Genomic DNA, 23,303 nt, shown 5'->3' with positions numbered 1-23,303 from the left:
ATCTTTTGAGGGAGGTGAACACAATGTCAGAAGAAAAACAGACACCTGAGCAAGCAGCAGAGGTTGAAGCACAAGAAGAAGCAGTTCAAGCAGAAACTGAGGAAGTAAATCACGATGAACAGTCTGCCTTCCAAGAGAAGATTGATGAATTGCAGCAGCTTCTAGATGAAAAAGAAAACAAAATTCTGCGTGTTCAAGCAGATTTTGAAAACTATAAACGCCGTGCTCGAACTGAAGTGGAGACCGTGCAAAAATATCGTTCTCAACATGTTGTCAGCGACCTTCTCCCAGCTCTCGACAACTTTGAAAGAGCGCTTGGAATCGATCCAGACAATGAGCAGACGAAAAGTTTGTTAGAAGGTATGCAAATGGTTTACCGCCAGCTGGTAGAAGCGTTGAAAAATGAAGGCGTTGAACCAATTGAAGCTGTCGGCAAAGAGTTCGATCCAAACCTTCATCAAGCCGTCATGCAAGTTGAAGATGAAAACTACGATTCAAACATCGTTGTAGAAGAATTGCAAAAGGGCTATAAACTCAAAGACCGAGTTATTCGTCCATCAATGGTAAAAGTAAATCAATAACTACATAATGGGAGGTCATCGAATATGAGTAAAATCATTGGTATTGACTTAGGAACAACAAACTCATGCGTTGCAGTACTCGAAGGCGGCGAGCCAAAAGTTATTGCAAACGCTGAAGGAGCACGTACAACACCATCTGTTGTCGCTTTTAAAAATGGAGAGCGCCAAGTAGGTGAAGTAGCAAAACGTCAATCAATTACAAACCCAAACACCATCATGTCTGTTAAAAGACATATGGGTACAGATTATAAAGTAGAAGTTGAGGGCAAGAACTACACGCCGCAGGAAATCTCTGCAATCATCCTTCAACATCTTAAATCTTACGCTGAAGCTTATCTTGGCGAAGAAGTAACAAAAGCGGTTATTACAGTTCCTGCTTACTTCAACGATGCAGAGCGCCAAGCAACAAAAGATGCTGGTAAAATTGCTGGTCTTGAAGTAGAACGTATCATCAACGAACCAACAGCAGCTGCACTTGCTTATGGTTTAGATAAAACAGATGAAGATCAAACGATCCTTGTATATGACCTTGGTGGCGGTACATTTGACGTATCAGTCCTTGAGCTTGGAGACGGCGTCTTTGAAGTACGCTCAACTGCTGGGGACAACCGTCTAGGTGGAGACGATTTTGACCAAGTCATCATCGATCATCTAGTGGCTGAGTTCAAAAAAGAAAACGGCATTGATCTTTCTAAAGATAAAATGGCGCTTCAGCGTTTAAAAGATGCTGCTGAAAAAGCGAAAAAAGATCTTTCTGGTGTATCTTCTACACAAATCTCACTGCCATTTATCACAGCTGGAGATGCAGGTCCTCTTCACCTAGAATTAACGCTAACGCGTGCTAAATTCGAAGAGCTTTCTGCAGACCTTGTAGAGCGTACAATGACACCTGTACGTCAATCACTGAAAGATGCTGGTCTATCTGCTAGCGAGATTGATAAAGTTATCCTTGTTGGTGGATCAACTCGTATTCCTGCAGTACAAGAAGCAATCAAAAAAGAAACAGGTAAAGAGCCTCATAAAGGCGTAAACCCTGATGAAGTGGTTGCACTTGGTGCGGCAATTCAAGGTGGAGTTATCACAGGAGATGTCAAAGACGTTGTTCTTCTTGACGTCACACCACTTTCTTTAGGAATTGAAACAATGGGCGGCGTATTCACAAAGCTGATTGAACGTAATACAACAATTCCAACAAGTAAATCTCAAGTATTCTCAACGGCTGCTGACAACCAAACTGCTGTAGACATTCACGTCTTACAAGGTGAGCGTCCAATGGCAGCAGACAACAAAACATTAGGTCGTTTCCAATTGACTGACATTCCACCAGCACCACGCGGCGTACCACAAATCGAAGTATCTTTTGATATCGATAAAAACGGTATCGTAAACGTACGTGCGAAAGATATGGGTACTGGAAAAGAACAAAACATCACAATCAAATCTTCTTCAGGTCTTTCTGATGATGAGATTGAAAAAATGGTCAAAGAAGCAGAAGAAAATGCTGAAGCAGATGCAAAGAAAAAAGAAGAAATCGAAGTGCGCAATGAAGCAGATCAATTAGTGTTTACAACAGAAAAAACATTAAAAGATCTTGAAGGCAAAATCGATGAAGAGCAAGTGAAAAAAGCGAATGAAGCAAAAGATGCGCTAAAAGCTGCGATCGAAAAAGGCGAGCTTGAAGACATCAAAGCGAAAAAAGATGAGCTACAAACAATCGTTCAAGAATTAACGACAAAGCTCTATGAAGAAGCTGCAAAACAAGCACAAGCTCAGCAAGAAGGCGCTGAAGGTGCTCAAAAAGCAGATGACAATGTAGTGGATGCAGAATACGAAGAAGTAAACGACGATCAAGAGAAAAAATAATCACCTTTACTTTTGAAAAAGACTGCTGAAACGTACTCGTCAGAAAGTCAAAGTCAGGATCTCTTGGCTTTGACTTTTTTCTTTTCAACGATGAAAAGGAATTGAAAAAGATCAATTTAAAATGATACAATCGTATTTATGTGAGAAAATCGGGAGTGTGAAGAGATGAGTAAGCGTGATTACTATGAAGTGCTTGGCGTGAGTAAGAGCGCCTCAAAGGACGAAATCAAAAAGGCATACCGCAAGCTTTCAAAAAAGTATCACCCTGATATTAATAAAGAAGCTGGCTCAGATGAGAAATTCAAAGAAGTAAAAGAAGCCTATGAAACCCTTTCTGACGATCAAAAACGTTCACATTATGACCAGTTCGGTCACACTGATCCAAACCAAGGATTTGGTGGCGGCGGATTTGGCGGTGGAGGAGACTTTGGCGGCTTCGGCGGCTTTGATGACATCTTCTCTAGTATTTTTGGCGGCGGAGCCAGAAGAAGAGATCCAAATGCACCGCGTCAAGGAGCGGACCTACAATATACAATGACCCTTTCATTTGAAGAAGCGGCATTTGGGAAAGAAGCAACGATCGAGATTCCCCGCGAGGAATCATGTGAAACGTGTCATGGATCAGGTGCAAAACCTGGAACACAGGCGAAGACATGCTCACATTGCGGCGGATCAGGTCAACTAAATGTCGAGCAATCCACGCCATTTGGTAAAGTAGTCAACCGCAGAGTATGTAACTACTGTAGCGGAACTGGTAAACAAATTGAACATAAGTGTTCAACATGTGGTGGATCTGGTAAAGTGCGTAAGCGTAAGAAAATCAATGTGACGATCCCAGCAGGTGTGGACGATGGTCAGCAGCTTAGAGTATCTGGTCAAGGTGAACCAGGTGTAAATGGAGGACCTCCAGGCGATCTATTTGTTGTTTTCCATGTGAGGGCGCATGAATTCTTCGAACGAGATGGAGATGACATCTACTGCGAAATGCCGCTTACCTTTGCGCAGGCTGCACTAGGTGATGAAATTGAAGTGCCGACATTACATGGGAAAGTCAAATTAAAAGTTCCTGCGGGCACACAAACGGGTACGAAGTTTAGACTCAAAGGAAAAGGTGTAAAAAATGTACGCGGTTATGGTCAAGGCGATCAGCATATCGTTGTACGCGTCGTAACACCGACGAATTTAACTGAAAATCAAAAAGATATCATTAGAAAATTTGCTGAAGTGAGCGGAAATAAACCGGACGAACAAGAAATGAGCTTTTTCGATAAGGTGAAACGCGCATTTAAAGGCGAGTAAGACGGATAAGGAGTTGGTAGTATTGAAGTGGTCAGAAATTAGCGTCCATACAACAAATGAAGCGGTGGAACCGATCACCAATATTTTGCATGAAGCAGGTGCAAGTGGTGTCGTGATTGAGGACCCGCTTGATTTAGTCAAGGAACGTGAAAATGTATACGGTGAGATCTACCAGCTCGATCCGAATGATTATCCTGAGGAAGGGGTCATCGTCAAAGCCTACCTTCCGATGAATAGCTTTTTGATGGAAACGGTAGATGAGATCAAAGAAGCCATCAATAATCTTCTTCTATACGATATTGACCTTGGACGAAATACACTGTCAATTTGTGAAGTAAACGAAGAAGAATGGGCGACTGCATGGAAGAAATACTATCATCCTGTGAAAATCTCTGAGAAATTTACCATCGTCCCAACATGGGAAGAGTACACACCCGTTCATTCTGATGAATTGATCATCGAAATGGACCCTGGAATGGCATTTGGAACCGGTACACATCCAACAACGGTTCTTTGCATTCAGGCGCTTGAGCGCTATGTGAAGGAAAACGACACGGTGATTGACGTTGGAACAGGATCTGGCATTTTAAGTGTTGCCGCTGCAATGCTCGGTGCAAAAGACATTCATGCATTTGATCTCGACACCGTTGCAGTGGAAAGTGCAAAGCAGAACATCGAATTAAATGGTGTGAGCGAGCAAGTAACGGTAAAACAAAATAATTTACTTGATGGGATTTCAGGTGAACGCGATGTGATTGTGGCCAACATCCTTGCAGAGGTTATCATGCGCTTTACAGATCAAGCGTATGATCTATTGAAGAAAGACGGTTACTTTATTACATCAGGCATTATCGGACAAAAGAAATTACAAGTCAAAACTGCTTTAGAAGAAGCCGGTTTTGAGATTGTTGAAGTGCTGTCAATGGAAGATTGGGTCAGCATCATAGCGAAAAAATAAAGCGAGTAGGTGTCAGGACACGTATGCAACGATATTTTATCGACCTCACAAAAGAAGAAGTGACGGAAAAGGGAAACATCGTCATAAAGGGTGAAGATGTTCATCACCTTGCAAACGTCATGCGGATGAAAGCAGGGGAGGACATCCTTTGCTTAACGACAGACGGCTTTGAAGCGCTCAGTAAAATTGATACAATAACAAAGGAAGAAGTGATTTGTCACTTGGAAGGCTGGACGAATCAGAATCGAGAACTTCCGATCAAGGTGACGATTGCAAGCGGTCTGCCAAAAGGGGATAAGCTTGAATGGATTATCCAAAAAGGCACCGAGCTTGGTGCAAGTGCTTTTATTCCGTTTCAAGCGACTCGTTCGATTACAAAACTTGACCAAAAAAAGTCATTAAAAAAACGAGATCGCTGGGAAAAAATTGCGAAAGAAGCTGCCGAGCAGTCTTACCGGAATATCATTCCGCGCGTTTATCCAGTATCAACATTTAAAGAGCTGATTCAACTGGCCGGTGAATTCGATAAATGTGTCGTTGCATACGAAGAATCATCGAAAGAAGGCGAGCAAAGCCGGTTTCAAACGGTGCTCCAACAGATGAAGGGCGGACAAACCTTATTAGTGGTTTTTGGTCCAGAAGGCGGTTTAGCAGAAAAGGAGATTGAAGAACTTGAAGCGCATGGTGCAGTCATTTGCGGGCTTGGACCACGCATTTTAAGAACAGAAACAGCTCCTCTTTATGCGCTTTCTGCTATATCTTATCAAACAGAGTTATTAAGAGGTGAATCATGATGGGAACAGTAGCGTTCCATACACTTGGCTGTAAGGTCAATCACTACGAAACAGAAGCCATCTGGCAGCTGTTTAAAGAAGCTGGCTATGAAAGAAAAGATTATGAATCAAAAGCAGACGTATATGTCATTAATACATGTACCGTCACCAATACAGGCGATAAAAAAAGCCGCCAAGTCATTAGAAGAGCCATTCGTCATAATCCTGATGGTGTCATTTGTGTAACAGGCTGTTACGCACAAACGTCTCCGGCAGAAATCATGGCGATTCCTGGTGTTGATATTGTGGTTGGCACACAAGACAGGCATAAACTGCTTGGTTATATTGAAGAATACAGAAGAGAAAGACAGCCGATCAACGGAGTTGGCAATATCATGAAAGCACGGGTCTTTGAAGAACTAGATGTTCCTGCGTTTACTGACAGAACACGTGCTTCATTAAAAATCCAAGAAGGCTGTAACAATTTCTGTACATTCTGCATTATCCCTTGGGCTCGCGGATTACTGCGTTCTCGCGATCCAGAAGAAGTCATCAATCAAGCGCAGCAGCTTGTCGATGCTGGCTACAAAGAAATTGTATTAACAGGTATTCATACAGGTGGATACGGTGAAGATTTAAAGGATTATAACTTTGCTAAGCTTCTGAAAGAATTAGATGAACGTGTGGCGGGATTAAAACGAATCCGCATTTCATCCATTGAAGCAAGTCAAATTACAGACGAAGTGATTGAAGTGCTCGATCAGTCAGATAAAATTGTGAGACACTTGCACATTCCGCTTCAATCTGGCTCTAATACTGTACTGAAAAGAATGCGCCGTAAATACACAATGGAATTCTTTGCAGAGCGTTTAACGAAGCTCAAAAAAGCATTGCCAGGTCTTGCTGTCACTTCAGATGTGATCGTTGGATTCCCAGGAGAAACAGAAGAAGAATTTATGGAGACATACAATTTTGTCAAAGACCATCAATTCTCTGAGCTCCATGTGTTCCCTTACAGCAAACGGACAGGTACGCCTGCTGCAAGAATGGAAGATCAAGTAGATGAGAATGTGAAAAACGAACGCGTTCACCGCCTCATTGCTCTTTCTGATCAGCTTGCGAAAGAATATGCATCGGCATATGAAGGCGACGTCTTAGAGATTATTCCAGAAGAATCCTTCAAAGAACAAGACGGAACGCACAATCTGTATGTAGGATATACTGATAACTACATGAAGGTCGTATTTGAAGGAACAGAGGACATGATCGGCCGTTTGGTAAAAGTGAAGATTACAAAAGTAGGTTATCCTTATAACGAAGGACAGTTCGTCCGTATAAGTGATGACGTGCAGACGGATCAAGTGAGAATGACCTCATAATGAATGAAAAACCGGTAGCCATTAGGCAAGCCGGTTTCTTTTATGTTGACCGATTTGGAAGAAGGAACAAAATCAAGGCGTGAAAAGGGCGGATGAACGGGAAAAAGAGGAGAGAACTTGCAACATTAAACAGCAGACTAAAGTGCGCAATCTGCTGGGCAGGAGAGCTTGCTAAAAGTGCAACAAACTCTGTGATAAAGGTGAGAAAAGGAAGACATAAAAGTACACCTAGAACATTAAACACGACGTGTGCATACGCGGTTTGGCGGGCTGCATAACCGCCAGAGATAGCAGCCATCACGGCAGTAATACATGTTCCGATATTGGACCCTAAAACAAAGCTGATGCCTTCTTTTAGGGCGACAGTCCCTTCATTCATAAATCCCATCAAAATACCGATACATACAGAACTTGAATGAACAATGGCCGTGAACACTGTACCAGAGAGAAGAGCTGTCCAATCGGAATGCTGCATCATTTCAAGGAAACGCAGTGTCTCTGGCTGACTAGTCATCATACCTGCAATTTTTGAAAAACCTTGAATACAAAAAAAGATCATGCCAAGCCCAAATAAACTTTTTCCTGCATATCGAAAAGACTTCCTGCCCAAAATGATACATAAAAGACCAGCTGCAATCAGAACCCACATAAACACGTCCATCTTAATAGCAATAAATTCTGTCGTAAATGTTGAGCCGATATTCGTTCCAAGAATCATGGGTATGGATTTTTTAAACGTGAGAATGCCTGTACTCACAAAGCCGATAACGATAACCATAAACGCCGAACTGCTTTGAAGAACCCCTGTAAACACAATACTGACCAAGAATGCTTTGACTGGATGATCTGTAAAGAGAAGAAGTGATTTCTCAATACGAGACGACGTGAGTGCCATTAATCCTTTCCTAAGCAAACCCATTGCCCATAAAAAAATGAAAATAAGTGCACAAAAATAAATGATCGCCATCATAGAAAAGTCCTCCTCTTACCAATGAATATATGGACTTGTCTACCTGCTCATGACGAAAATATATTTCCAAATCACTTAGTTGACCTCAACCTAGGCTTATATTATAATGTCTAGGTACATGTTTTGCATATGTATATCTTTTTTTAATGCAGTCGATTGGTGTATTCGGAGGGAGGGAAAGAGAATGTCAAAAACGGTCGTTAGAAAAAACGAATCGCTTGAAGATGCTCTTCGTCGCTTTAAACGCAGTGTATCCAAAACTGGAACATTGCAAGAAGCAAGAAAGCGTGAATTTTATGAAAAGCCTAGCGTAAAGCGTAAGAAAAAGTCTGAAGCTGCTAGAAAACGTAAATTCTAAAGAGGGTGGATTTTATGAGTCTTCTTGAGCAATTAAATTCTGATATGAAGCTTTTTATGAAAAACCGAGAGAAAGACAAGCTTATTGTCATTCGTATGGTAAAGGCTTCACTGCAAAATGAAGCAATAAAGCTTAAGAAAGACAGTTTGACCGGAGATGAGGAACTAACCGTCCTTTCCCGCGAGATTAAGCAACGTAAAGACTCCCTCCATGAATTTTCGAAAGCTAATCGCTTAGATTTAGTAGATAAAGTTCAAAAAGAGATTGACATTTTAGACGTTTATTTACCTGAACAGCTTTCTGAAGAAGAACTGCAGGCGGTTGTGAAAGAAACAATCGCCGAAACCGGTGCTTCATCGAAAGCTGATATGGGTAAAGTGATGAGCGCTATTATGCCAAAAGTAAAAGGTAAAGCTGATGGGGCTGTGATTAACAGACTTGTCAGCGAGCAACTGTCTCAATAAAAAAGTATCCTTCTCATGTTAGAAGGGTACTTTTTTTATGCCTCCATAAACTTGTCATATAAAAATGAAACCTATGATACATTTGTAACGTATGTAAAGGAACGGTAAAATGAAAGAAAGAGAGGGGGGATCACCAAATAGATGAAAAAAATGAAAATTTCTATTGCTCTCTTCAGTTGTTTTATAATATGCTTGTTATTAGGGGTTCAATTGACCGCGAAATCAGCAGATCAGAAAGTTCATGTTATCCCAATTGAAGATACAGTAGAAAAAGGACTTTCTAAATTCATTGAACGATCATTTGAGCAGGCAAAGTCGGAACGGGCGAAGCACATCATTCTCGACATCAATACACCAGGTGGTGCAGTCGATGCGGCGCTTGAAATAGCCGATACCATTCGTGCATCCGACATCCCAGTGACAGCGTTTGTGAATCATAGAGCGCTTTCAGCCGGGGCATTCATTGCCCTAAATGCCGATCAAATTTATATGACCCCAAACGGAAAGATGGGGGCTGCTGCGATCATTGACGGTGAAGGCAACGCTGCCGATCAAAAATCTGAATCTCTATGGCTTGCTGAAATGAGTGACGCTGCTGAAAAGCAGGGGCGTGATCCAAAATATGCTCTTGCGATGGCAGATGTAGATATAGACGCAAAAGAAGCTGGTGCACCAAAAGGAGAACTGCTGACCTTTAACACAGATCGGGCGCTTCAGTTCGGTTATGCGGAAGGAGAAGCGAAAAATATGGATGACTTGCTTCAGAAACTGAACTTAGCAGGTGCCTCTGTTCAATACGATGAAGTGAGCTTTGCTGAAAAGGTTGCGCGTTTTCTCACGCATCCGATCGTCATTCCTATCCTTTTATCCATCGCGAGCTTAGGGTTAATTGTTGAATTATATTCTCCGGGCTTTGGGGTCCCAGGCACCATGGGAGTCACAGCGCTTCTTCTATTCTTTTATGGTCATCTCGTGGCAGGTTTTGCAGGATATGAGACATTGTTCCTGTTTTTGGCAGGGATTGTGTTGATCATTCTGGAATTATTTTTGCCAGGGGGAATCGTGGGTGTCATTGGACTAATCTGTGTCGTTGTCAGCTTATTTTTAGCAGCTGGAAGCTTTACAGAAATGGCGATTTCCATCTTGATTGCCACTGCTGTTTCAATCATAGCAGTTATTTTATTGACAAAGGTGTTGGGGAAACGTATGAAATTTTTTAAAAAGTTCATTTTAACCGATTCAACCAATAAAGAAAGTGGTTATGTCTCAAATGAAACAAGAGATGATCTTGTAGGACAAATCGCAGTGACAGCAACAGCACTTCGTCCATCTGGTACGATTGTATTCGGAGACGAGCGCATTGATGTTGTGTCAGAAGGTGCTTTTATCGATAAGGATGAACAAGTAAAAATTGTGAAAGCGGAAGGCTCACGCATTGTCGTGAGGAAAGTATAGATATACTGATTTTATAGGAGGAATAAAATGGATCCATCTACTTTACTATTATTTGTGATTATCGCAGCAGGTTTGATCGTTCTATCGATCTTCTTCACCTTTGTACCGGTGATGCTGTGGATTTCTGCCCTAGCGGCTGGCGTAAGAGTGAGCATTTTTACACTTGTAGGAATGAGGCTTCGCCGAGTGATTCCAAACCGAGTGGTCAACCCGCTCATCAAAGCGCATAAAGCAGGTCTTGATGCGACGATTAACCAATTAGAAAGCCACTATCTTGCAGGTGGTAACGTAGACCGCGTGATCAACGCACTGATCGCAGCTCAGCGTGCGAATATCGAATTGAACTTTGCTCGCTGTGCGGCAATCGACCTAGCAGGCCGTGACGTACTTGAAGCTGTCCAAATGAGTGTAAACCCTAAAGTCATTGAAACACCATTTATCTCAGGTGTTGCAATGGACGGGATTGAAGTAAAAGCAAAAGCACGTATTACAGTTCGTGCAAACATTGACAGGCTTGTCGGTGGTGCAGGGGAAGAAACGATCATTGCTCGTGTAGGTGAAGGGATTGTTTCGACAATCGGTTCATCAGATAATCATAAAAAGGTTCTTGAAAATCCTGATATGATTTCTCAAACCGTTCTTGGTAAAGGATTAGATTCAGGTACAGCATTTGAAATTCTCTCGATTGATATCGCAGATGTTGATATCGGTAAGAACATCGGGGCAATCCTGCAGACAGACCAAGCAGAAGCCGACAAAAACATTGCACAGGCGAAAGCAGAAGAACGCCGCGCGATGGCTGTTGCACAAGAACAAGAAATGCGTGCGAGAGTTGAAGAAATGCGCGCGAAAGTAGTAGAAGCAGAGGCTGAAGTACCACTTGCAATGGCCGAAGCACTACGTGAAGGTAATATCGGTGTCATGGACTACATGAACATTAAGAATATCGATGCTGATACGGATATGAGAGATTCATTTGGCAAAATGACAAAAGGTCCATCTGATAATGAAAACAAATAAGCATCCTCTCACGCTTTAAGGAGGGAGCCCATTGGACATTCTATTTGAAAATCCGTTACTAATAGCGATTATCATCGGTATTATCTCTGCGGTCTTTGGGAAAATCGGTAAACAAGAGGAGAACGAACAAAAGAACCAGCAAAACAAACCGGCTCCTCAGCGTAAACCAGTGCCGCAAAAGCAAACAAAACAAACAAGTCCAGATCCGGTCGTAACGGACCAGCTTGACGATTTTGGCGATGTACATGATCATGGCGGGATGAAGAAACAAGGTTCACAATCCTTACAGGATCGTTATACCGCTACACTTGCCGAAATGGAAGAAAGAAAAAGCGAGCTGAATAAAGAGTTTCAATCGCTTGAAAGAGAACTTACAAGGCCAAAAGCAGCATCTGCTGGAATGAAGCCAAAAATGATTGAGAAACTCAACCAAGATACGGTCGTTCAAGGGATGATCCTTGGTGAAGTATTTGGAGAGCCTCGTGCGAAAAAGCCGCATCGAACGATGAAACGACCATATAAAAGATAAAGAAGTAAGTCCCCTCATCCTTAAGGGGGCTTTTTTGTTGCGTAATGGAGACTTTTCTTAGTCAAAATGATGAAACGGCTGTTTTACGGGATTCATTAGCATGATATGAACCGCTGAGGAATAGGATGATATAGAGGCTTTCTCATCAGTCTCACCATCTTTCAGTTTGATCTCATACACATGAGGTGGGAAGGGGTTCTTATTGAATGGGCAAAAGAAAAAATCGACTTAAAGCATGGCTGACAAGAACACTTGAAATCCCTCCGGACGTGATGATGGATCTTCCCCGTATTACGATGGTTGGCAGACTCCATATTTACATAGAGAACCATAAAGGGCTTTTACTTTTCAGTGATCAAGAGGTAAGGCTGATGCTCAAGCAAGGACAGTGCATTATTTCAGGAAAAGACTTTGTGATTAAAACGATTTTGCCAGAAGAGATCTTATTAGAGGGGAAAATCGATGAGGTCCGTTATATTGATTCTTAACTGACGGAGGGGAGAAACGTGAAGAACAAATGGTTTGCCTATTTTATTGGCAGAGTGGAAGTAGAGATAAGAGGAAGCGGTATTGAGCGGCTGATCAATGAGTGCACGAGACAGGGGATCACAATTTTTCAAGTGAGCCGCCGTCAAGACAGCGTGCGCTTATTTATTCGCCTCTCAGATGTACATGCCTTTAGAAAAGTGCGCAGACATCATGAGGTGAAATGTTCATTTCATCAAAAGAAAGGGTTCCCGTTTCTTCTTCTATGGTCGAGAAGAAATATTGGATTTACCCTCGGGATGGCTTTTTTCCTAGTGACGATATTGGCTCTTTCAAATATGGTGTGGAAAATTGAGATTAAAGGTGCGAATCCAGAAACAGAACACCAAATGAGAAAGCATCTGGACGAAATAGGGGTACAAAAAGGGCGTTTTCAGTTTCTCATGGGGACCCCTGAAAAAATACAAAAGTCATTGACGACCAATATTCAGAGCATTACATGGGTCGGAGTTGAACTGAACGGAACGACGTTTCAAATGAAAGTGGTCGAAAAAAATGAACCTGAAAAGGAGAAATATACGAGTCCTCAGCACATCGTTGCCAAGAAAAAGGCGGTCATCACGAGAATGTATGTAGAAAAGGGGGAACCGCTTGCCCAGGTCGATGAGCATGTGAAAAAAGGGCAGATGCTCGTCTCAGGTTTAATTGGGAGTGAAGATCAGAAAAAAACGGTCGGAGCCAAAGCGAAAATCTATGGTGAAACATGGTACCGATCTGAAGTTTCTGTCCCTCTCCGAACATCTTTTGATGTCTTTACGGGTAAAATGAAGACAAAGCACAAGCTCTCCTTATTTGGAGGCTCCATCCCATTTTGGGGATTTTCCTTTAAAAAAGATGATTTTCAGCAGCCGAAAACAGAAACAGAAGTTCACCCGCTTCATTTCTTAAATATTGAGCTGCCCTTCTCCTATGAAAAGGAAATCACACGAGAAAGTGAAAAAATAAATCGAGAATACACAAATAAAGAAGCGGTTCAAGCAGGGATTAAAATGGGTAAAAAAGAATTAGAAGAAAAGCTAGGTCAAACAGGTGAGGTGAAAAGTGAAAAAGTTTTGCACGAGACAACAGGGAATGGTAAAGTTAAGTTAATCATCCTTTACCAAGTAATAGAAGATATTGTTCAACCAACACCTATTGTTCAGGGAGACTAGAGAATGACAGAACATTTACTTGAGATTCAACAAAAATTGGATAGCCCAAACGAAGCCATTGCTTTATTTGGCAATCAAGATGCTTATCTGAAACTGATGGAAAACGAGCTGAATGTCTCCATTATCACACGTGGAGAGAAAGTGTATGTTTCTGGTCAGGAAGCATCAAGAGATACTGTGAGCCGTTTGATTACATCTCTCTTACATCTCATTCGTAAAGGAATTGAGATTTCTGAACGGGATGTCGTCTATGCCATTAAAATGGCGCAAAAAGACAAGCTCAATTATTTTGAAAATATGTATGAAGATGAAATTACGAAAAATGCCAAAGGAAAGTCGATCAGAGTCAAAACGATCGGCCAGCGTGAATATGCTGCGGCAATGAAAAAAGATGATCTGGTCTTTGGGATTGGACCTGCTGGTACAGGTAAAACGTATTTGGCAGTGGTCAACGCCGTACATGCCCTGAAAAATGGACATGTCAAACGGATTATCCTGACAAGGCCAGCTGTTGAAGCAGGGGAAAGTCTTGGCTTTTTGCCAGGAGATTTAAAAGAAAAAGTCGATCCTTATTTAAGACCGCTATATGATGCTCTGCACGATGTGCTTGGCAGTGATCATACGGAACGTTTAATTGAGCGCGGAGTGATTGAAATTGCCCCTCTTGCCTATATGAGAGGGCGGACGCTTGATGATGCATTTGTGATTTTAGATGAAGCGCAGAATACAACGCCAGCTCAAATGAAAATGTTTTTGACGAGACTAGGCTTTGGTTCTAAAATGGTCATTACAGGAGATATTACACAAATTGACCTGCCTAAAGGTATGCAGTCAGGTCTTGCGGCTGCAAAGGACATGCTTGCTGAGATCAAGGGTATCTCATTCATTGAATTAGATCAGACAGATGTGGTCAGACACCCGCTTGTGGCGAAGATCATTGGAGCATACGAAAAGCAAAAATGAACTGAGTGACCCGATCGCCTTAATCGGGTCATTTTGTTTCGATCGTGGTTTAAAGTAAAAAAGGAGGTACTTTCCTTGAGAAAGAATCAGAAAGGCAGTAAGCGAAAAAGACTGCTGTCTAAAAAAGAACCTCAAAAAATGGAGCGCTCACGCTATTTAAACGTACTGCTATACGCTGGTTTAGCAGCCATTCTGTTTGTGGTGCTCTTCTTCCATGTAAAGCCTGAATCGCTCGACCTAGATTTGTTTTCAGTGAGCGAGCAGACCATCTATTCTCCGTCTACCGTTGATGATCAAGAAGCAACAGAAGAAAAGAAACAAGAAGCAACGGATCAAGTAGAAGACCAATATACACTCAAAAAAGCGTATTCTGATAATCGTGTTGACCTCATTTCATCCCTCTTTGAAGCCATTAAAGAAGAGAAGAAAGCAGCAGCTGATGATAAAGAGAACCCGCCAACAGATCAAGAGATGGTGAAGCGTGTAAAAGAAAAACTCACAACGGATATGCAGGAAGCTGTTTCGGATCAATCGATTAAAGCACTGCTCCAAGCAAGTGACGAAAACCTTTCTTTTACAAAGGATTCCATCATCACAGTGGTCAATTCTCTCATGGGTAAAGAAATCACAGCTTCTAAGCTGCAAGATGAAAAGAAACAAGTGAAAGCAGAGCTTGAAAACAATTCGATTCCATCAAAATATTTAAATGCAGCGAAAGAAATTGGTGAATTTGCGATTATTCCAAACTATGTATTTGACCCGGTCGCAACAGAGAAGAAAAGACAAGAAGCAGCTGATAATATCCAGCCGGTTCAAATCAAGCAAGGGCAAATTTTAGTGGAAGAAGGAGAGCTCATTGACCGCGAAGTTTATCGCAAATTAGAACTGACCGGCCTTTTAAACAGCTCCAATTTGTTTAAGCCTGTAAGCGGTCTTATCATCTTAATCGGTCTCTTCTTAGCGGCGATTGTCCACTCACTGGAATCGAGGAAAAAGTCGCTCGTCCATAAGAATAAATCATTACTGCTGTACTCGCTCATTTTCACCATCATTTTAATCATCATGGAAGTATTCAGTCTCTTCCAGGAAACGAAGTATACGACCATAGGCTATGTCGTGCCTGTTGCACTTGGTACGATGCTGATTAAGCTGCTGATCAATGAGCGGCTGGCAATCTTCTCCGGCCTTGTATTTGCCCTTTGCGGCAGTATGATGTTTAATCAAGGAGTAACAGGTGTCTTTAACTATGTCATCTGTGCTTATTATCTAATAAGCGGGATGGCAGGAATTTTATTTTTGAGAAAACACAATGCAAGATCGAAAATTTTGCAGGCGGGGCTTTGGGTAGCTTTGGTGAATGTACTTGTCGTGCTGTCCATTACGCTGATTCAAAATTCTTCTCCATCAGGGCTTGAAATAGGTGTGAACCTCATCATGGCGATTGTGTCAGGGTTTGCATCGGCTATTCTGGTTATTGGGTTAATGCCAGTCTTTGAGAGCATGTTTGGCATTCTTTCGACCATGAAGCTTATTGAATTATCGAACCCGAATCATCCGCTACTGAAAAAGATCTTAACAGAGACGCCAGGTACATATCATCATAGTGTCATGGTGGCGAATTTAGCGGATGCTGCATGTGAAGCAGTCGGTGCAAATGGATTGTTAGCGAGGGTTGGAGCTTATTATCATGACATTGGAAAAACGAAAAGACCCCAATACTTTATTGAAAACCAAATGAACATTGATAATCCGCACGACAAGCTTTCTCCTCAGCTGAGCAAGAATATTATTATTGCCCATACGACAGATGGTGCTGAAATGCTGAGAGAAAAGAAGTTTCCAGAGGAACTTGTGGACATTGCAGAACAGCATCACGGAAAGTCCCTGCTGAAGTTCTTTTACTATAAGGCAAAAGAACGGGATGATCAGGTGACAGAAGAAGAATTTCGTTATCCTGGTCCAAAACCGCAATCGAAAGAAGCGGCCATTATTTCTGTAGCTGACAGCGTGGAAGCGGCGGTTCGTTCGATGCATAATCCAAACCCTGAGCGGATTGAAAAGCTTGTGAAGGGCATTATTTCAGATAAGATGCAGGATGGACAATTTAGTGAATGTGATCTGACATTTAAAGAATTAAATATTATTAGCCAAACAATTTGTACAACATTAAAGGGGATTTTCCATTCTCGGATTGAATATCCAGATGCCCCGAAGCAGAAGGTGAAGTAAATGACATTGTTAATCGATTTAATAGATGAAACAGGACAAGTATCGAAAGAGCAGCTTGAAGAAGTGGAAAAACTTCTTCAATTTGCTGCGGATGCTCTTGAAGTAAAAGATCAAGCAGAAGTATCAGTATCGATCGTTTCAAATGAAGAAATTCATCAAATTAATAAAGAATACCGAGGAAAAGATGCACCAACAGATGTAATTTCATTTGCCCTTGAGGAAGAAGGCGAAGGGGAAATTGAAATCATTGGAGCTGATGACATTCCGCCTGTACTTGGTGACATTATCATTAGTGTTGATCGTACGAAAGAGCAAGCAGAGGAATATGGACATTCCTTTATGAGAGAGCTAGGATTTTTAACGATTCATGGTTTTCTTCATTTGCTTGGTTATGATCATATGACAGAAGAAGATGAAAAAGAAATGTTCGCCAAACAGACAAAAATCTTGGATGATTATGGCCTTTCGAGATCATCGTAAGAAGCGAACGCCGCTTGTCCGTTTTTTTCGGAGTTTTTATTATGCATTTAGAGGAATATGGCGAACTTTCTTGAATGAACGGAATTTTCGGTTTCACACAGTCGCAGCCATCATCGTGGTGATTTGCGGCTTTTGGTTTCACATTCATCCGGTTGAATGGATGATCATTCTGCTTTTATGCGGCGGGATGTTTGCGTTAGAACTTGTGAATACAGCGATTGAACATACAGTAGATCTTTTCACAGAAGAGAAGCATCCTCTTGCTGAGAGAGCGAAGGACGCGGCAGCAGGCGCTGTTTGCGTTTACGCCGCCATTTCGGTTATGATTGGGTTGATGATCTTCTTACCGAAGATCATGCAATAGAACAATATTACTATTTATTAACATTTTTAGAAATGGGCGTGAAAATGTCACGTGAATTATGTAAAATATAAATGTGACAGTGGTACCATTTCTTCTGAAAGTGGGAACTAGAATGAACAAACAAGAGTTGATTTCAGAAGCAGTCAAAGCAAGAGATTTTGCATATGTACCCTATTCTAAATTCAAAGTCGGTGCAGCATTATTATCGCATGACGGAAAAGTGTATGGCGGCTGCAATATTGAAAATGCAGCATATGGTATGTGTAATTGTGCGGAAAGAACAGCACTTTTTAAAGCTTACTCAGAGGGCATCACATCTTTTCAAATGCTTGCAGTAGTGGCTGATACAGATCGACCTGTTTCACCATGCGGCGCATGCAGACAGGTCATTTCAGAGCTATGTGCACCTGATATGCCAGTGATTCTAACGAACTTAAAAGGACATATATACGAAACGACAGTAAACGAACTATTGCCAGGCGCATTTTCACCGGAGGATTTAAATGACTAACGAAAGCTTCAAATCAGGATTTGTATCAATTATTGGAAGACCAAATGTAGGGAAATCGACCTTTCTTAATCGTGTGATTGGACAAAAGATTGCGATTATGAGTGATAAGCCCCAAACGACTCGAAACAAAGTGCAAGGTGTTCTGACAACGAACACGTCACAAACGATTTTTATCGATACACCAGGAATTCATAAACCGAAGCACAAACTTGGCGATTTTATGATGAGGGTGGCTCAAAATACACTCAAGGAAGTCGACCTGATCCTGTTTATGATCAACGCACAGGAAGGCTATGGAAAAGGTGATGAATTCATCATTGAACGACTAAAGCAAACATCGACACCGGTGTTCCTTGTCGTCAATAAAATTGACCAAATTCATCCGGATGAACTGTTCCTTTTAATTGATGAATACCGCACACGTTACCCATTTAAGGAAATTGTGCCAATTTCAGCACTTGAAGGCAACAACATTGATACGCTTCTTCAGCAAATTGAAGGTTATCTTCCAGAAGGCCCTCAATTTTATCCGGCAGATCAAGTAACAGATCACCCAGAGCGATTTATTATTTCTGAATTAATTCGTGAAAAAGTGCTGCATTTAACGAGAGAAGAGATCCCTCACAGTATTGCGGTTGCGATTGAATCGATCAAGCCAGATGAAAACGGCAAGATTCATGTTGCAGCGACCATCGTCGTAGAACGTGATTCACAAAAAGGGATTGTGATTGGTAAGCGCGGCAGCTTATTAAAAGAAGTGGGACAAAAAGCGCGCAGAGACATTGAAGCACTTTTAGGCTCAAAGGTGTATTTAGAGCTTTGGGTAAAAGTGCAGAAGGACTGGCGTAATAAATCCACACATCTTCGTGATTTCGGATTTAGAGAAGACGAATATTAAAAACCGATACAGTTGTTAGTAGATCTGACAATGGTGCGGTTCGATTAGTAAAAATTGTTTATCATGAAATGGAGGTAGCCTGGTCAAGATAAAGTTAATATGTTGGATGTAGCGTTGCTGCTTCTAATAAAGAAAGGTGGGGTTTTTATGTTGAATTTTACATGGAACGTATTTTCACAAACAGGAAGCGTTGACACGTATCTGCTTTTCAAAGAGTTAGAAAAGGAGAACCTGGAAAGACCCGATGTACTTGAAGAAGAAATAGCACGACTTGATTTTCCAATCTTATAATTCTTGACCCCCTCCAACGCTCGGAGTGTAGACAAATGCTCATTAAAAGTGAAGGAATCGTCCTTAGAACAACAGATTATGGCGAAACAAACAAAATTGTCACGCTGCTCACTAGAGAACATGGGAAAATTGGTGTGATGGCAAGGGGCGCTAAGAAATCGAACAGCCGCCTGTCAGCCATAAGCCAGCCGTTTTTATACGGAACCTTCCTGATCCAATCATCAACAGGACTTGGAACGCTCCAGCAAGGTGAAATGATGGAAAGCATGCGAACCATTCGGGAAGATTTATTTCTGACCGCATATGCCGCATATATGACAGAATTACTTGATAAAGGAACAGAAGAAAAGAAGCCAAACCCTTACTTGTTTGAACTTCTTCTTCAATCTTTACGCCATCTCAATGAAGGCACAGATGCTGATATTATTTTATTTATCGTAGAGGTTAAAATGCTGTCAGTGATGGGGTTGAAGCCTGAACTGGACCAATGTGTACACTGCGGTCAAAAAGAAGGGCAGTTCCATTTCTCAATTAGAGATAACGGATTCATCTGTAAGCAATGCTTTTCTAAAGATCCATATAAACTGCCCTTATCCCCAGCAGCAGCAAGACTGCTCCGTTTGTTTCATTATTTTGATTTATCAAGGCTTGGTCAGGTTGACGTGAAACCACAAACGAAACAAGAAATTCGTCAAGTGCTCGATCATTATTATGAAGAGTATTCAGGTCTTTATTTAAAATCAAAAAAATTCATGAATCAAATGGAATCCATGAAAAAGCTAATGGACGGTGAAAACAAAAGTTGACATCTCTCGTGACTTTTTGTAAGATCATCTAAGATCAAATATGTTGCATTGACAGAAAGAAGTACTTACGTATCAGCCATAAAAGCGACCTTAGGGCGGTGTGAGCTAAGGATGGACACGTAACGAAAGGCATTCTTGAGCAACGTAAAACAAAGCGGCTGGGTGCTACGACACCAGCAAATAGGGTGGAACCGCGGGAAAAACTCTCGTCCCTATGTTTGCAAGGAACCTTGTGAGCATAGAGACGGGAGTTTTTGTGTTTTGCAAAAAGGTTCTAGGCCCCACCGCCATACATAGCGGATGGTGTAAAAAAGATGGAGGTGCGATCATTGAATATTCAAGACATGATTTTGACACTGCAAAAGCATTGGTCAAATGAAGGCTGCGTATTAATGCAGGCATATGACACAGAAAAAGGTGCTGGAACGATGAGTCCATACACGTTCCTCAGAAGCATTGGGCCAGAGCCATGGAAGGTAGCCTATGTAGAACCTTCAAGACGCCCGGCTGACGGTAGATATGGAGAAAACCCAAACAGATTGTATCAACATCATCAATTTCAAGTGATCATTAAGCCATCACCTGACAATATTCAAGAACTGTATCTAGAATCATTGAAGGCGCTTGGCATTGACCCGCTGAAACATGATATTCGTTTTGTGGAAGACAACTGGGAGAACCCATCTCTTGGCTGCGCAGGACTTGGCTGGGAAGTTTGGCTTGATGGAATGGAAATTACGCAATTTACGTATTTCCAGCAAGTCGGCGGTTTAGAATGTAAGCCAGTTTCTGTTGAAATCACATACGGAATTGAGCGTCTTGCTTCTTACATCCAGGACAAAGAAAATGTATTTGACCTTGAATGGACAGATGGCTTTACTGTAAGAGATTTATTCTTAATGGCTGAATACGAGCATTCTGTGTATACGTTTGAAACATCTAATACGGATATGCTGTTCGATTTATTTACAACATATGAAAAAGAAGCACATAGCCAAATGGACAAAGGGCTTGTTCACCCAGCATATGATTATGTACTCAAATGTTCTCACACATTTAACCTGCTTGATGCCAAAGGCGCGATTTCTGTGACTGAGCGAACAGGCTATATCGGAAGAGTACGTCAGTTAGCGAGAAAAGTAGCCAAAACATATTACGAAGAACGAGAAAAACTAGGATTCCCTATGCTAAAAGAGGAGGCGGCTTCTCATGAATAAACAAGATGTATTACTTGAAATCGGCTTAGAAGAGATGCCGGCTCGTTTCATGCCAGAAAGCACAAAGCAGCTAGGTGACAAAGTAAAAGCTTGGTTCGTAGCGCAAAATATTTCATTCGAAGACGTTGCTTTATTTAATTCACCAAGACGTCTAGCTGTACTCGTCAAAGGTGTTGCAGAAAAACAAGAGGACATCAAAGAAGAAGCAAAAGGACCGGCTAAAAAGATTGCTCAAGATGCTGAAGGCAATTGGACAAAAGCTGCCGAAGGTTTTGCCCGCGGACAAGGCGCTTCAACTGATGATCTGTATTTCAAAGACATCAAAGGTGTGGATTATGTCCATGTCCAAAAGTTTCAAGAAGGTAAGCAAGTCAAAGACCTTCTTCCAGCATTGGGGGACATTGCCGCTTCATTGAGTTTTCCAAAGAACATGAGATGGGGAAGCGAGGATTTACGCTATATCCGTCCAATTAAATGGATTGTTTGCTTATTTGGTCAAGAGATCATTCCTGTCGAAATTGCAGGAGTGAAAAGCGGACGGGAGACTAGAGGACATCGTTTCCTAGGGACGACAGCCAGCATTGACACACCAGCTTCTTATGAGCAAACATTAAGAGATCAATTTGTCATTGTTGATTCAGATAAAAGAAAACAATTAATTACTGAGCAATTACATGCCCTTTCTTCCGAAAAAGGCTGGGTCATTCCAGTTGATCCTGAGCTTCTAGAAGAAGTGAACGATCTCGTTGAATATCCAACCGTTCTATTTGGTTCTTTTGAAGAAGAATTTCTTGCGCTGCCAGAAGAAGTGCTTGTCACGACAATGAAAGAGCATCAGCGTTATTTCCCAGTGAAAAATGAACAAGGGGAATTACTGCCGCATTTTATTACGGTCAGAAACGGGAACAGTGAGGCACTTGAAAATGTGGCAAGAGGGAACGAAAAGGTCCTTCGTGCACGTTTATCAGATGCGGCATTTTTCTATAAAGAAGACGAAAAACTCGTCATTGAAGACAACATTCAAAAGCTTGATAAAGTCGTATTCCATGAGAAACTTGGCACGATTGGCGACAAGCTGAAAAGAGTAACAGACATTGCCGTCCGCCTTGCTAGTCATGTGGGTGCAGATGAAGAAACGTCTAAACGCGCTGCAAGAGCAGCTAGTATCTCTAAATTTGACCTTGTGACTCAGATGGTCTATGAATTCCCAGAACTGCAAGGAATCATGGGTGAAAAATATGCTAGAGCACTTGGCGAGCATGAAGAAGTGGCAAAGAGTATCAACGAGCACTATATGCCGCGTTTTGCCGGTGACGATGCGCCGTCAACACTTATTGGGGCGATTGTTGCAGTGGCGGATAAGTTAGATTCTATTTGTTCATTCTTCTCAATTGATGTCATTCCAACGGGCTCTCAAGATCCTTATGGATTAAGAAGACAAGCGAGCGGTATCGTTCAAATCCTGCTCGACCGCCAATGGAATCTTTCATTTAAAGAGCTTTTAGCACTAGCTCAAGTAGATGCAAAACATGAAGCGGCTCTCATTGAATTTTTAACACACCGTTTGAAATATGTTCTCCAAGCAGAACATATCCGTCATGACGTGGTGGAAGCAGTCCTTGATGTTGAAAATATTGAACCATATGCGGTTGTGAAAAAAGCGGCTGTTCTTGAAGAGAGCGTGAAACAGGAGAGTTTCAAAGAAACGGCTGAGGCACTAGGCCGCGTCATTTCAATCAGTAAAAAAGGGGAAGACGCACAGATTCAGCCTGAACTGTTTGAAAATGAACACGAACAAAAGCTATTTGAAGCGTATCAGCAAGCGGAAAAAGCCGTCAGCGAGTATATGGCAAAAGGTCAGTACCAATCAGCACTTGAAGCGTTAGATACGTTAAAAGCACCAATTGTTCATTATTTCGACCATACCATGGTTCATGCCGATGATGAAAAACTGAAACAAAATCGTTTGGCACAAATGGTCAAACTTGCAAAAGTCATTCAATCATTTGCGAATATGAACAATTTAATTGTAAAATAAATACCTAAGAACGGTTGCCTTTTTCGAAGGGCAATCGTTTTTTACTCATTTAATTCACGGTTTTTGAGTGGATTTTTGTTTCATTCGGACGAAGATGCGCTATAATATGATGAGTTATGAAATTGATATACATAAAGTAAGGATTCGCTCTCTCTATTTA

24 protein-coding genes are annotated in these 23,303 nt (G+C 41.6%); 23 read left to right on the top strand and 1 reads right to left on the bottom strand.

Annotated features, from left to right (window positions below; translation table 11 throughout):
• The first annotated feature begins 23 nt into the window (after window positions 1–23).
• From grpE to mtaB, 6 genes are all read left to right on the top strand, one after another.
• The gene (grpE, locus tag NSQ52_RS11880) at window positions 24–581 is read left to right on the top strand and encodes a nucleotide exchange factor GrpE (protein WP_342473355.1); all 558 of its coding nucleotides are present in this window, start codon (window positions 24–26) and stop codon (window positions 579–581) included.
• Window positions 582–605: 24 nt separating this feature from the next.
• On the top strand, window positions 606–2,444 hold the full coding sequence (gene dnaK, locus NSQ52_RS11875) for a molecular chaperone DnaK (protein ID WP_327878413.1): 1,839 nt from the start codon (window positions 606–608) through the stop codon (window positions 2,442–2,444).
• Window positions 2,445–2,609: 165 nt separating this feature from the next.
• Window positions 2,610–3,743, top strand: a complete 1,134-nt coding sequence (gene dnaJ, locus NSQ52_RS11870; protein ID WP_017367628.1) for a molecular chaperone DnaJ — start codon at window positions 2,610–2,612, stop codon at window positions 3,741–3,743.
• Window positions 3,744–3,765: 22 nt separating this feature from the next.
• A complete protein-coding gene (gene prmA, locus NSQ52_RS11865) occupies window positions 3,766–4,701 on the top strand; it encodes a 50S ribosomal protein L11 methyltransferase (protein ID WP_017358022.1) in 936 nt (311 codons plus the stop codon).
• Between the two features lie 23 nt (window positions 4,702–4,724).
• Window positions 4,725–5,495 carry a 16S rRNA (uracil(1498)-N(3))-methyltransferase gene (locus NSQ52_RS11860; RefSeq protein WP_024718812.1) on the top strand — a complete coding sequence of 257 codons (771 nt, stop codon included), beginning with the start codon at window positions 4,725–4,727 and terminating at the stop codon, window positions 5,493–5,495.
• Window positions 5,495–6,853 carry a tRNA (N(6)-L-threonylcarbamoyladenosine(37)-C(2))-methylthiotransferase MtaB gene (gene mtaB / locus NSQ52_RS11855; protein ID WP_342474112.1) on the top strand — a complete coding sequence of 453 codons (1,359 nt, stop codon included), beginning with the start codon at window positions 5,495–5,497 and terminating at the stop codon, window positions 6,851–6,853. Before NSQ52_RS11860 ends, mtaB begins: the two co-directional genes overlap by 1 nt.
• Before the next feature lie 40 nt (window positions 6,854–6,893).
• Here the strand turns inward: mtaB and NSQ52_RS11850 are convergent, their stop codons facing one another.
• A complete protein-coding gene (locus tag NSQ52_RS11850; protein ID WP_138278734.1) occupies window positions 6,894–7,823 on the bottom strand; it encodes a Na/Pi symporter in 930 nt (309 codons plus the stop codon).
• A 184-nt stretch (window positions 7,824–8,007) separates the two neighbouring features.
• On the opposite strand from NSQ52_RS11850, the gene rpsU reads away from it, so the two are divergent.
• From rpsU to glyS, 17 genes are all read left to right on the top strand, one after another.
• Window positions 8,008–8,181 (top strand): 30S ribosomal protein S21, encoded by a 174-nt coding sequence (rpsU, locus tag NSQ52_RS11845; protein ID WP_003152957.1) that lies wholly within the window; start codon window positions 8,008–8,010, stop codon window positions 8,179–8,181.
• A gap of 14 nt (window positions 8,182–8,195) precedes the next feature.
• The gene (locus tag NSQ52_RS11840; RefSeq protein ID WP_007501319.1) at window positions 8,196–8,645 is read left to right on the top strand and encodes a GatB/YqeY domain-containing protein; all 450 of its coding nucleotides are present in this window, start codon (window positions 8,196–8,198) and stop codon (window positions 8,643–8,645) included.
• A 141-nt stretch (window positions 8,646–8,786) separates the two neighbouring features.
• Window positions 8,787–10,100, top strand: coding sequence for a nodulation protein NfeD (locus tag NSQ52_RS11835; RefSeq protein ID WP_058336632.1), 1,314 nt, complete (start codon window positions 8,787–8,789; stop codon window positions 10,098–10,100).
• Window positions 10,101–10,127: 27 nt separating this feature from the next.
• Window positions 10,128–11,120 (top strand): flotillin-like protein FloA, encoded by a 993-nt coding sequence (gene floA, locus NSQ52_RS11830; RefSeq protein ID WP_008356247.1) that lies wholly within the window; start codon window positions 10,128–10,130, stop codon window positions 11,118–11,120.
• A 31-nt stretch (window positions 11,121–11,151) separates the two neighbouring features.
• On the top strand, window positions 11,152–11,649 hold the full coding sequence (locus NSQ52_RS11825; protein WP_024718815.1) for a hypothetical protein: 498 nt from the start codon (window positions 11,152–11,154) through the stop codon (window positions 11,647–11,649).
• A gap of 206 nt (window positions 11,650–11,855) precedes the next feature.
• Window positions 11,856–12,137, top strand: coding sequence for a sporulation protein YqfC (gene yqfC / locus NSQ52_RS11820; RefSeq protein WP_012010618.1), 282 nt, complete (start codon window positions 11,856–11,858; stop codon window positions 12,135–12,137).
• 18 nt (window positions 12,138–12,155) lie between these two features.
• Window positions 12,156–13,346 (top strand): sporulation protein YqfD, encoded by a 1,191-nt coding sequence (gene yqfD, locus NSQ52_RS11815; RefSeq protein WP_217966988.1) that lies wholly within the window; start codon window positions 12,156–12,158, stop codon window positions 13,344–13,346.
• 3 nt (window positions 13,347–13,349) lie between these two features.
• Window positions 13,350–14,309: a PhoH family protein gene (locus tag NSQ52_RS11810; protein WP_008342419.1), complete on the top strand. Its 960-nt coding sequence runs from the start codon at window positions 13,350–13,352 to the stop codon at window positions 14,307–14,309.
• Window positions 14,310–14,447: 138 nt separating this feature from the next.
• The gene (locus NSQ52_RS11805; RefSeq protein WP_173408463.1) at window positions 14,448–16,538 is read left to right on the top strand and encodes an HD family phosphohydrolase; all 2,091 of its coding nucleotides are present in this window, start codon (window positions 14,448–14,450) and stop codon (window positions 16,536–16,538) included.
• Window positions 16,539–17,018 (top strand): rRNA maturation RNase YbeY, encoded by a 480-nt coding sequence (gene ybeY / locus NSQ52_RS11800; RefSeq protein ID WP_007501310.1) that lies wholly within the window; start codon window positions 16,539–16,541, stop codon window positions 17,016–17,018. It abuts the gene before it with no gap.
• Window positions 16,996–17,382: a diacylglycerol kinase family protein gene (locus tag NSQ52_RS11795; protein WP_024718818.1), complete on the top strand. Its 387-nt coding sequence runs from the start codon at window positions 16,996–16,998 to the stop codon at window positions 17,380–17,382. The genes ybeY and NSQ52_RS11795 overlap by 23 nt, the downstream gene beginning before the upstream one ends.
• A gap of 112 nt (window positions 17,383–17,494) precedes the next feature.
• A complete protein-coding gene (locus NSQ52_RS11790; protein WP_008342410.1) occupies window positions 17,495–17,893 on the top strand; it encodes a cytidine deaminase in 399 nt (132 codons plus the stop codon).
• Window positions 17,886–18,791, top strand: coding sequence for a GTPase Era (era, locus tag NSQ52_RS11785; RefSeq protein ID WP_007501305.1), 906 nt, complete (start codon window positions 17,886–17,888; stop codon window positions 18,789–18,791). Before NSQ52_RS11790 ends, era begins: the two co-directional genes overlap by 8 nt.
• A 147-nt stretch (window positions 18,792–18,938) precedes the next feature.
• Entirely contained in the window at window positions 18,939–19,082 is a 144-nt protein-coding gene (locus tag NSQ52_RS11780) for a YqzL family protein (protein WP_008342408.1), read from the top strand.
• A 35-nt stretch (window positions 19,083–19,117) separates the two neighbouring features.
• Window positions 19,118–19,888: a DNA repair protein RecO gene (gene recO / locus NSQ52_RS11775; protein WP_008342406.1), complete on the top strand. Its 771-nt coding sequence runs from the start codon at window positions 19,118–19,120 to the stop codon at window positions 19,886–19,888.
• 329 nt (window positions 19,889–20,217) lie between these two features.
• Entirely contained in the window at window positions 20,218–21,105 is an 888-nt protein-coding gene (glyQ, locus tag NSQ52_RS11770; RefSeq protein WP_003217487.1) for a glycine--tRNA ligase subunit alpha, read from the top strand.
• Window positions 21,098–23,143, top strand: a complete 2,046-nt coding sequence (gene glyS / locus NSQ52_RS11765; protein ID WP_342473354.1) for a glycine--tRNA ligase subunit beta — start codon at window positions 21,098–21,100, stop codon at window positions 23,141–23,143. Before glyQ ends, glyS begins: the two co-directional genes overlap by 8 nt.
• Window positions 23,144–23,303 lie beyond the last annotated feature (160 nt).

Origin of the sequence: Bacillus sp. FSL W8-1141 (genome assembly GCF_038593205.1) — a bacterium.
In the GTDB taxonomy this organism is placed as follows: domain Bacteria; phylum Bacillota; class Bacilli; order Bacillales; family Bacillaceae; genus Bacillus; species Bacillus altitudinis.
Note: the sequence above shows the minus strand (reverse complement) of the source record. Positions and strands in the feature narration are given on the sequence as shown.

What these genes read in the sequence shown, in the direction of transcription:
- grpE (WP_342473355.1), top strand. Translation starts at nt 24, where the DNA reads ATGTCAGAAGAAAAACAGACACCTGAGCAAGCAGCAGAGGTTGAAGCA.
- dnaK (WP_327878413.1), top strand. Translation starts at nt 606, where the DNA reads ATGAGTAAAATCATTGGTATTGACTTAGGAACAACAAACTCATGCGTT.
- dnaJ (WP_017367628.1), top strand. Translation starts at nt 2,610, where the DNA reads ATGAGTAAGCGTGATTACTATGAAGTGCTTGGCGTGAGTAAGAGCGCC.
- NSQ52_RS11860 (WP_024718812.1), top strand. Translation starts at nt 4,725, where the DNA reads ATGCAACGATATTTTATCGACCTCACAAAAGAAGAAGTGACGGAAAAG.
- mtaB (WP_342474112.1), top strand. Translation starts at nt 5,495, where the DNA reads ATGGGAACAGTAGCGTTCCATACACTTGGCTGTAAGGTCAATCACTAC.
- NSQ52_RS11850 (WP_138278734.1), bottom strand. Translation starts at nt 7,823, where the DNA reads ATGATGGCGATCATTTATTTTTGTGCACTTATTTTCATTTTTTTATGG.
- rpsU (WP_003152957.1), top strand. Translation starts at nt 8,008, where the DNA reads ATGTCAAAAACGGTCGTTAGAAAAAACGAATCGCTTGAAGATGCTCTT.
- NSQ52_RS11840 (WP_007501319.1), top strand. Translation starts at nt 8,196, where the DNA reads ATGAGTCTTCTTGAGCAATTAAATTCTGATATGAAGCTTTTTATGAAA.
- NSQ52_RS11835 (WP_058336632.1), top strand. Translation starts at nt 8,787, where the DNA reads ATGAAAAAAATGAAAATTTCTATTGCTCTCTTCAGTTGTTTTATAATA.
- floA (WP_008356247.1), top strand. Translation starts at nt 10,128, where the DNA reads ATGGATCCATCTACTTTACTATTATTTGTGATTATCGCAGCAGGTTTG.
- yqfC (WP_012010618.1), top strand. Translation starts at nt 11,856, where the DNA reads ATGGGCAAAAGAAAAAATCGACTTAAAGCATGGCTGACAAGAACACTT.
- NSQ52_RS11810 (WP_008342419.1), top strand. Translation starts at nt 13,350, where the DNA reads ATGACAGAACATTTACTTGAGATTCAACAAAAATTGGATAGCCCAAAC.
- NSQ52_RS11805 (WP_173408463.1), top strand. Translation starts at nt 14,448, where the DNA reads ATGGAGCGCTCACGCTATTTAAACGTACTGCTATACGCTGGTTTAGCA.
- ybeY (WP_007501310.1), top strand. Translation starts at nt 16,539, where the DNA reads ATGACATTGTTAATCGATTTAATAGATGAAACAGGACAAGTATCGAAA.
- NSQ52_RS11795 (WP_024718818.1), top strand. Translation starts at nt 16,996, where the DNA reads ATGGCCTTTCGAGATCATCGTAAGAAGCGAACGCCGCTTGTCCGTTTT.
- NSQ52_RS11790 (WP_008342410.1), top strand. Translation starts at nt 17,495, where the DNA reads ATGAACAAACAAGAGTTGATTTCAGAAGCAGTCAAAGCAAGAGATTTT.
- era (WP_007501305.1), top strand. Translation starts at nt 17,886, where the DNA reads ATGACTAACGAAAGCTTCAAATCAGGATTTGTATCAATTATTGGAAGA.
- NSQ52_RS11780 (WP_008342408.1), top strand. Translation starts at nt 18,939, where the DNA reads ATGTTGAATTTTACATGGAACGTATTTTCACAAACAGGAAGCGTTGAC.
- recO (WP_008342406.1), top strand. Translation starts at nt 19,118, where the DNA reads ATGCTCATTAAAAGTGAAGGAATCGTCCTTAGAACAACAGATTATGGC.
- glyS (WP_342473354.1), top strand. Translation starts at nt 21,098, where the DNA reads ATGAATAAACAAGATGTATTACTTGAAATCGGCTTAGAAGAGATGCCG.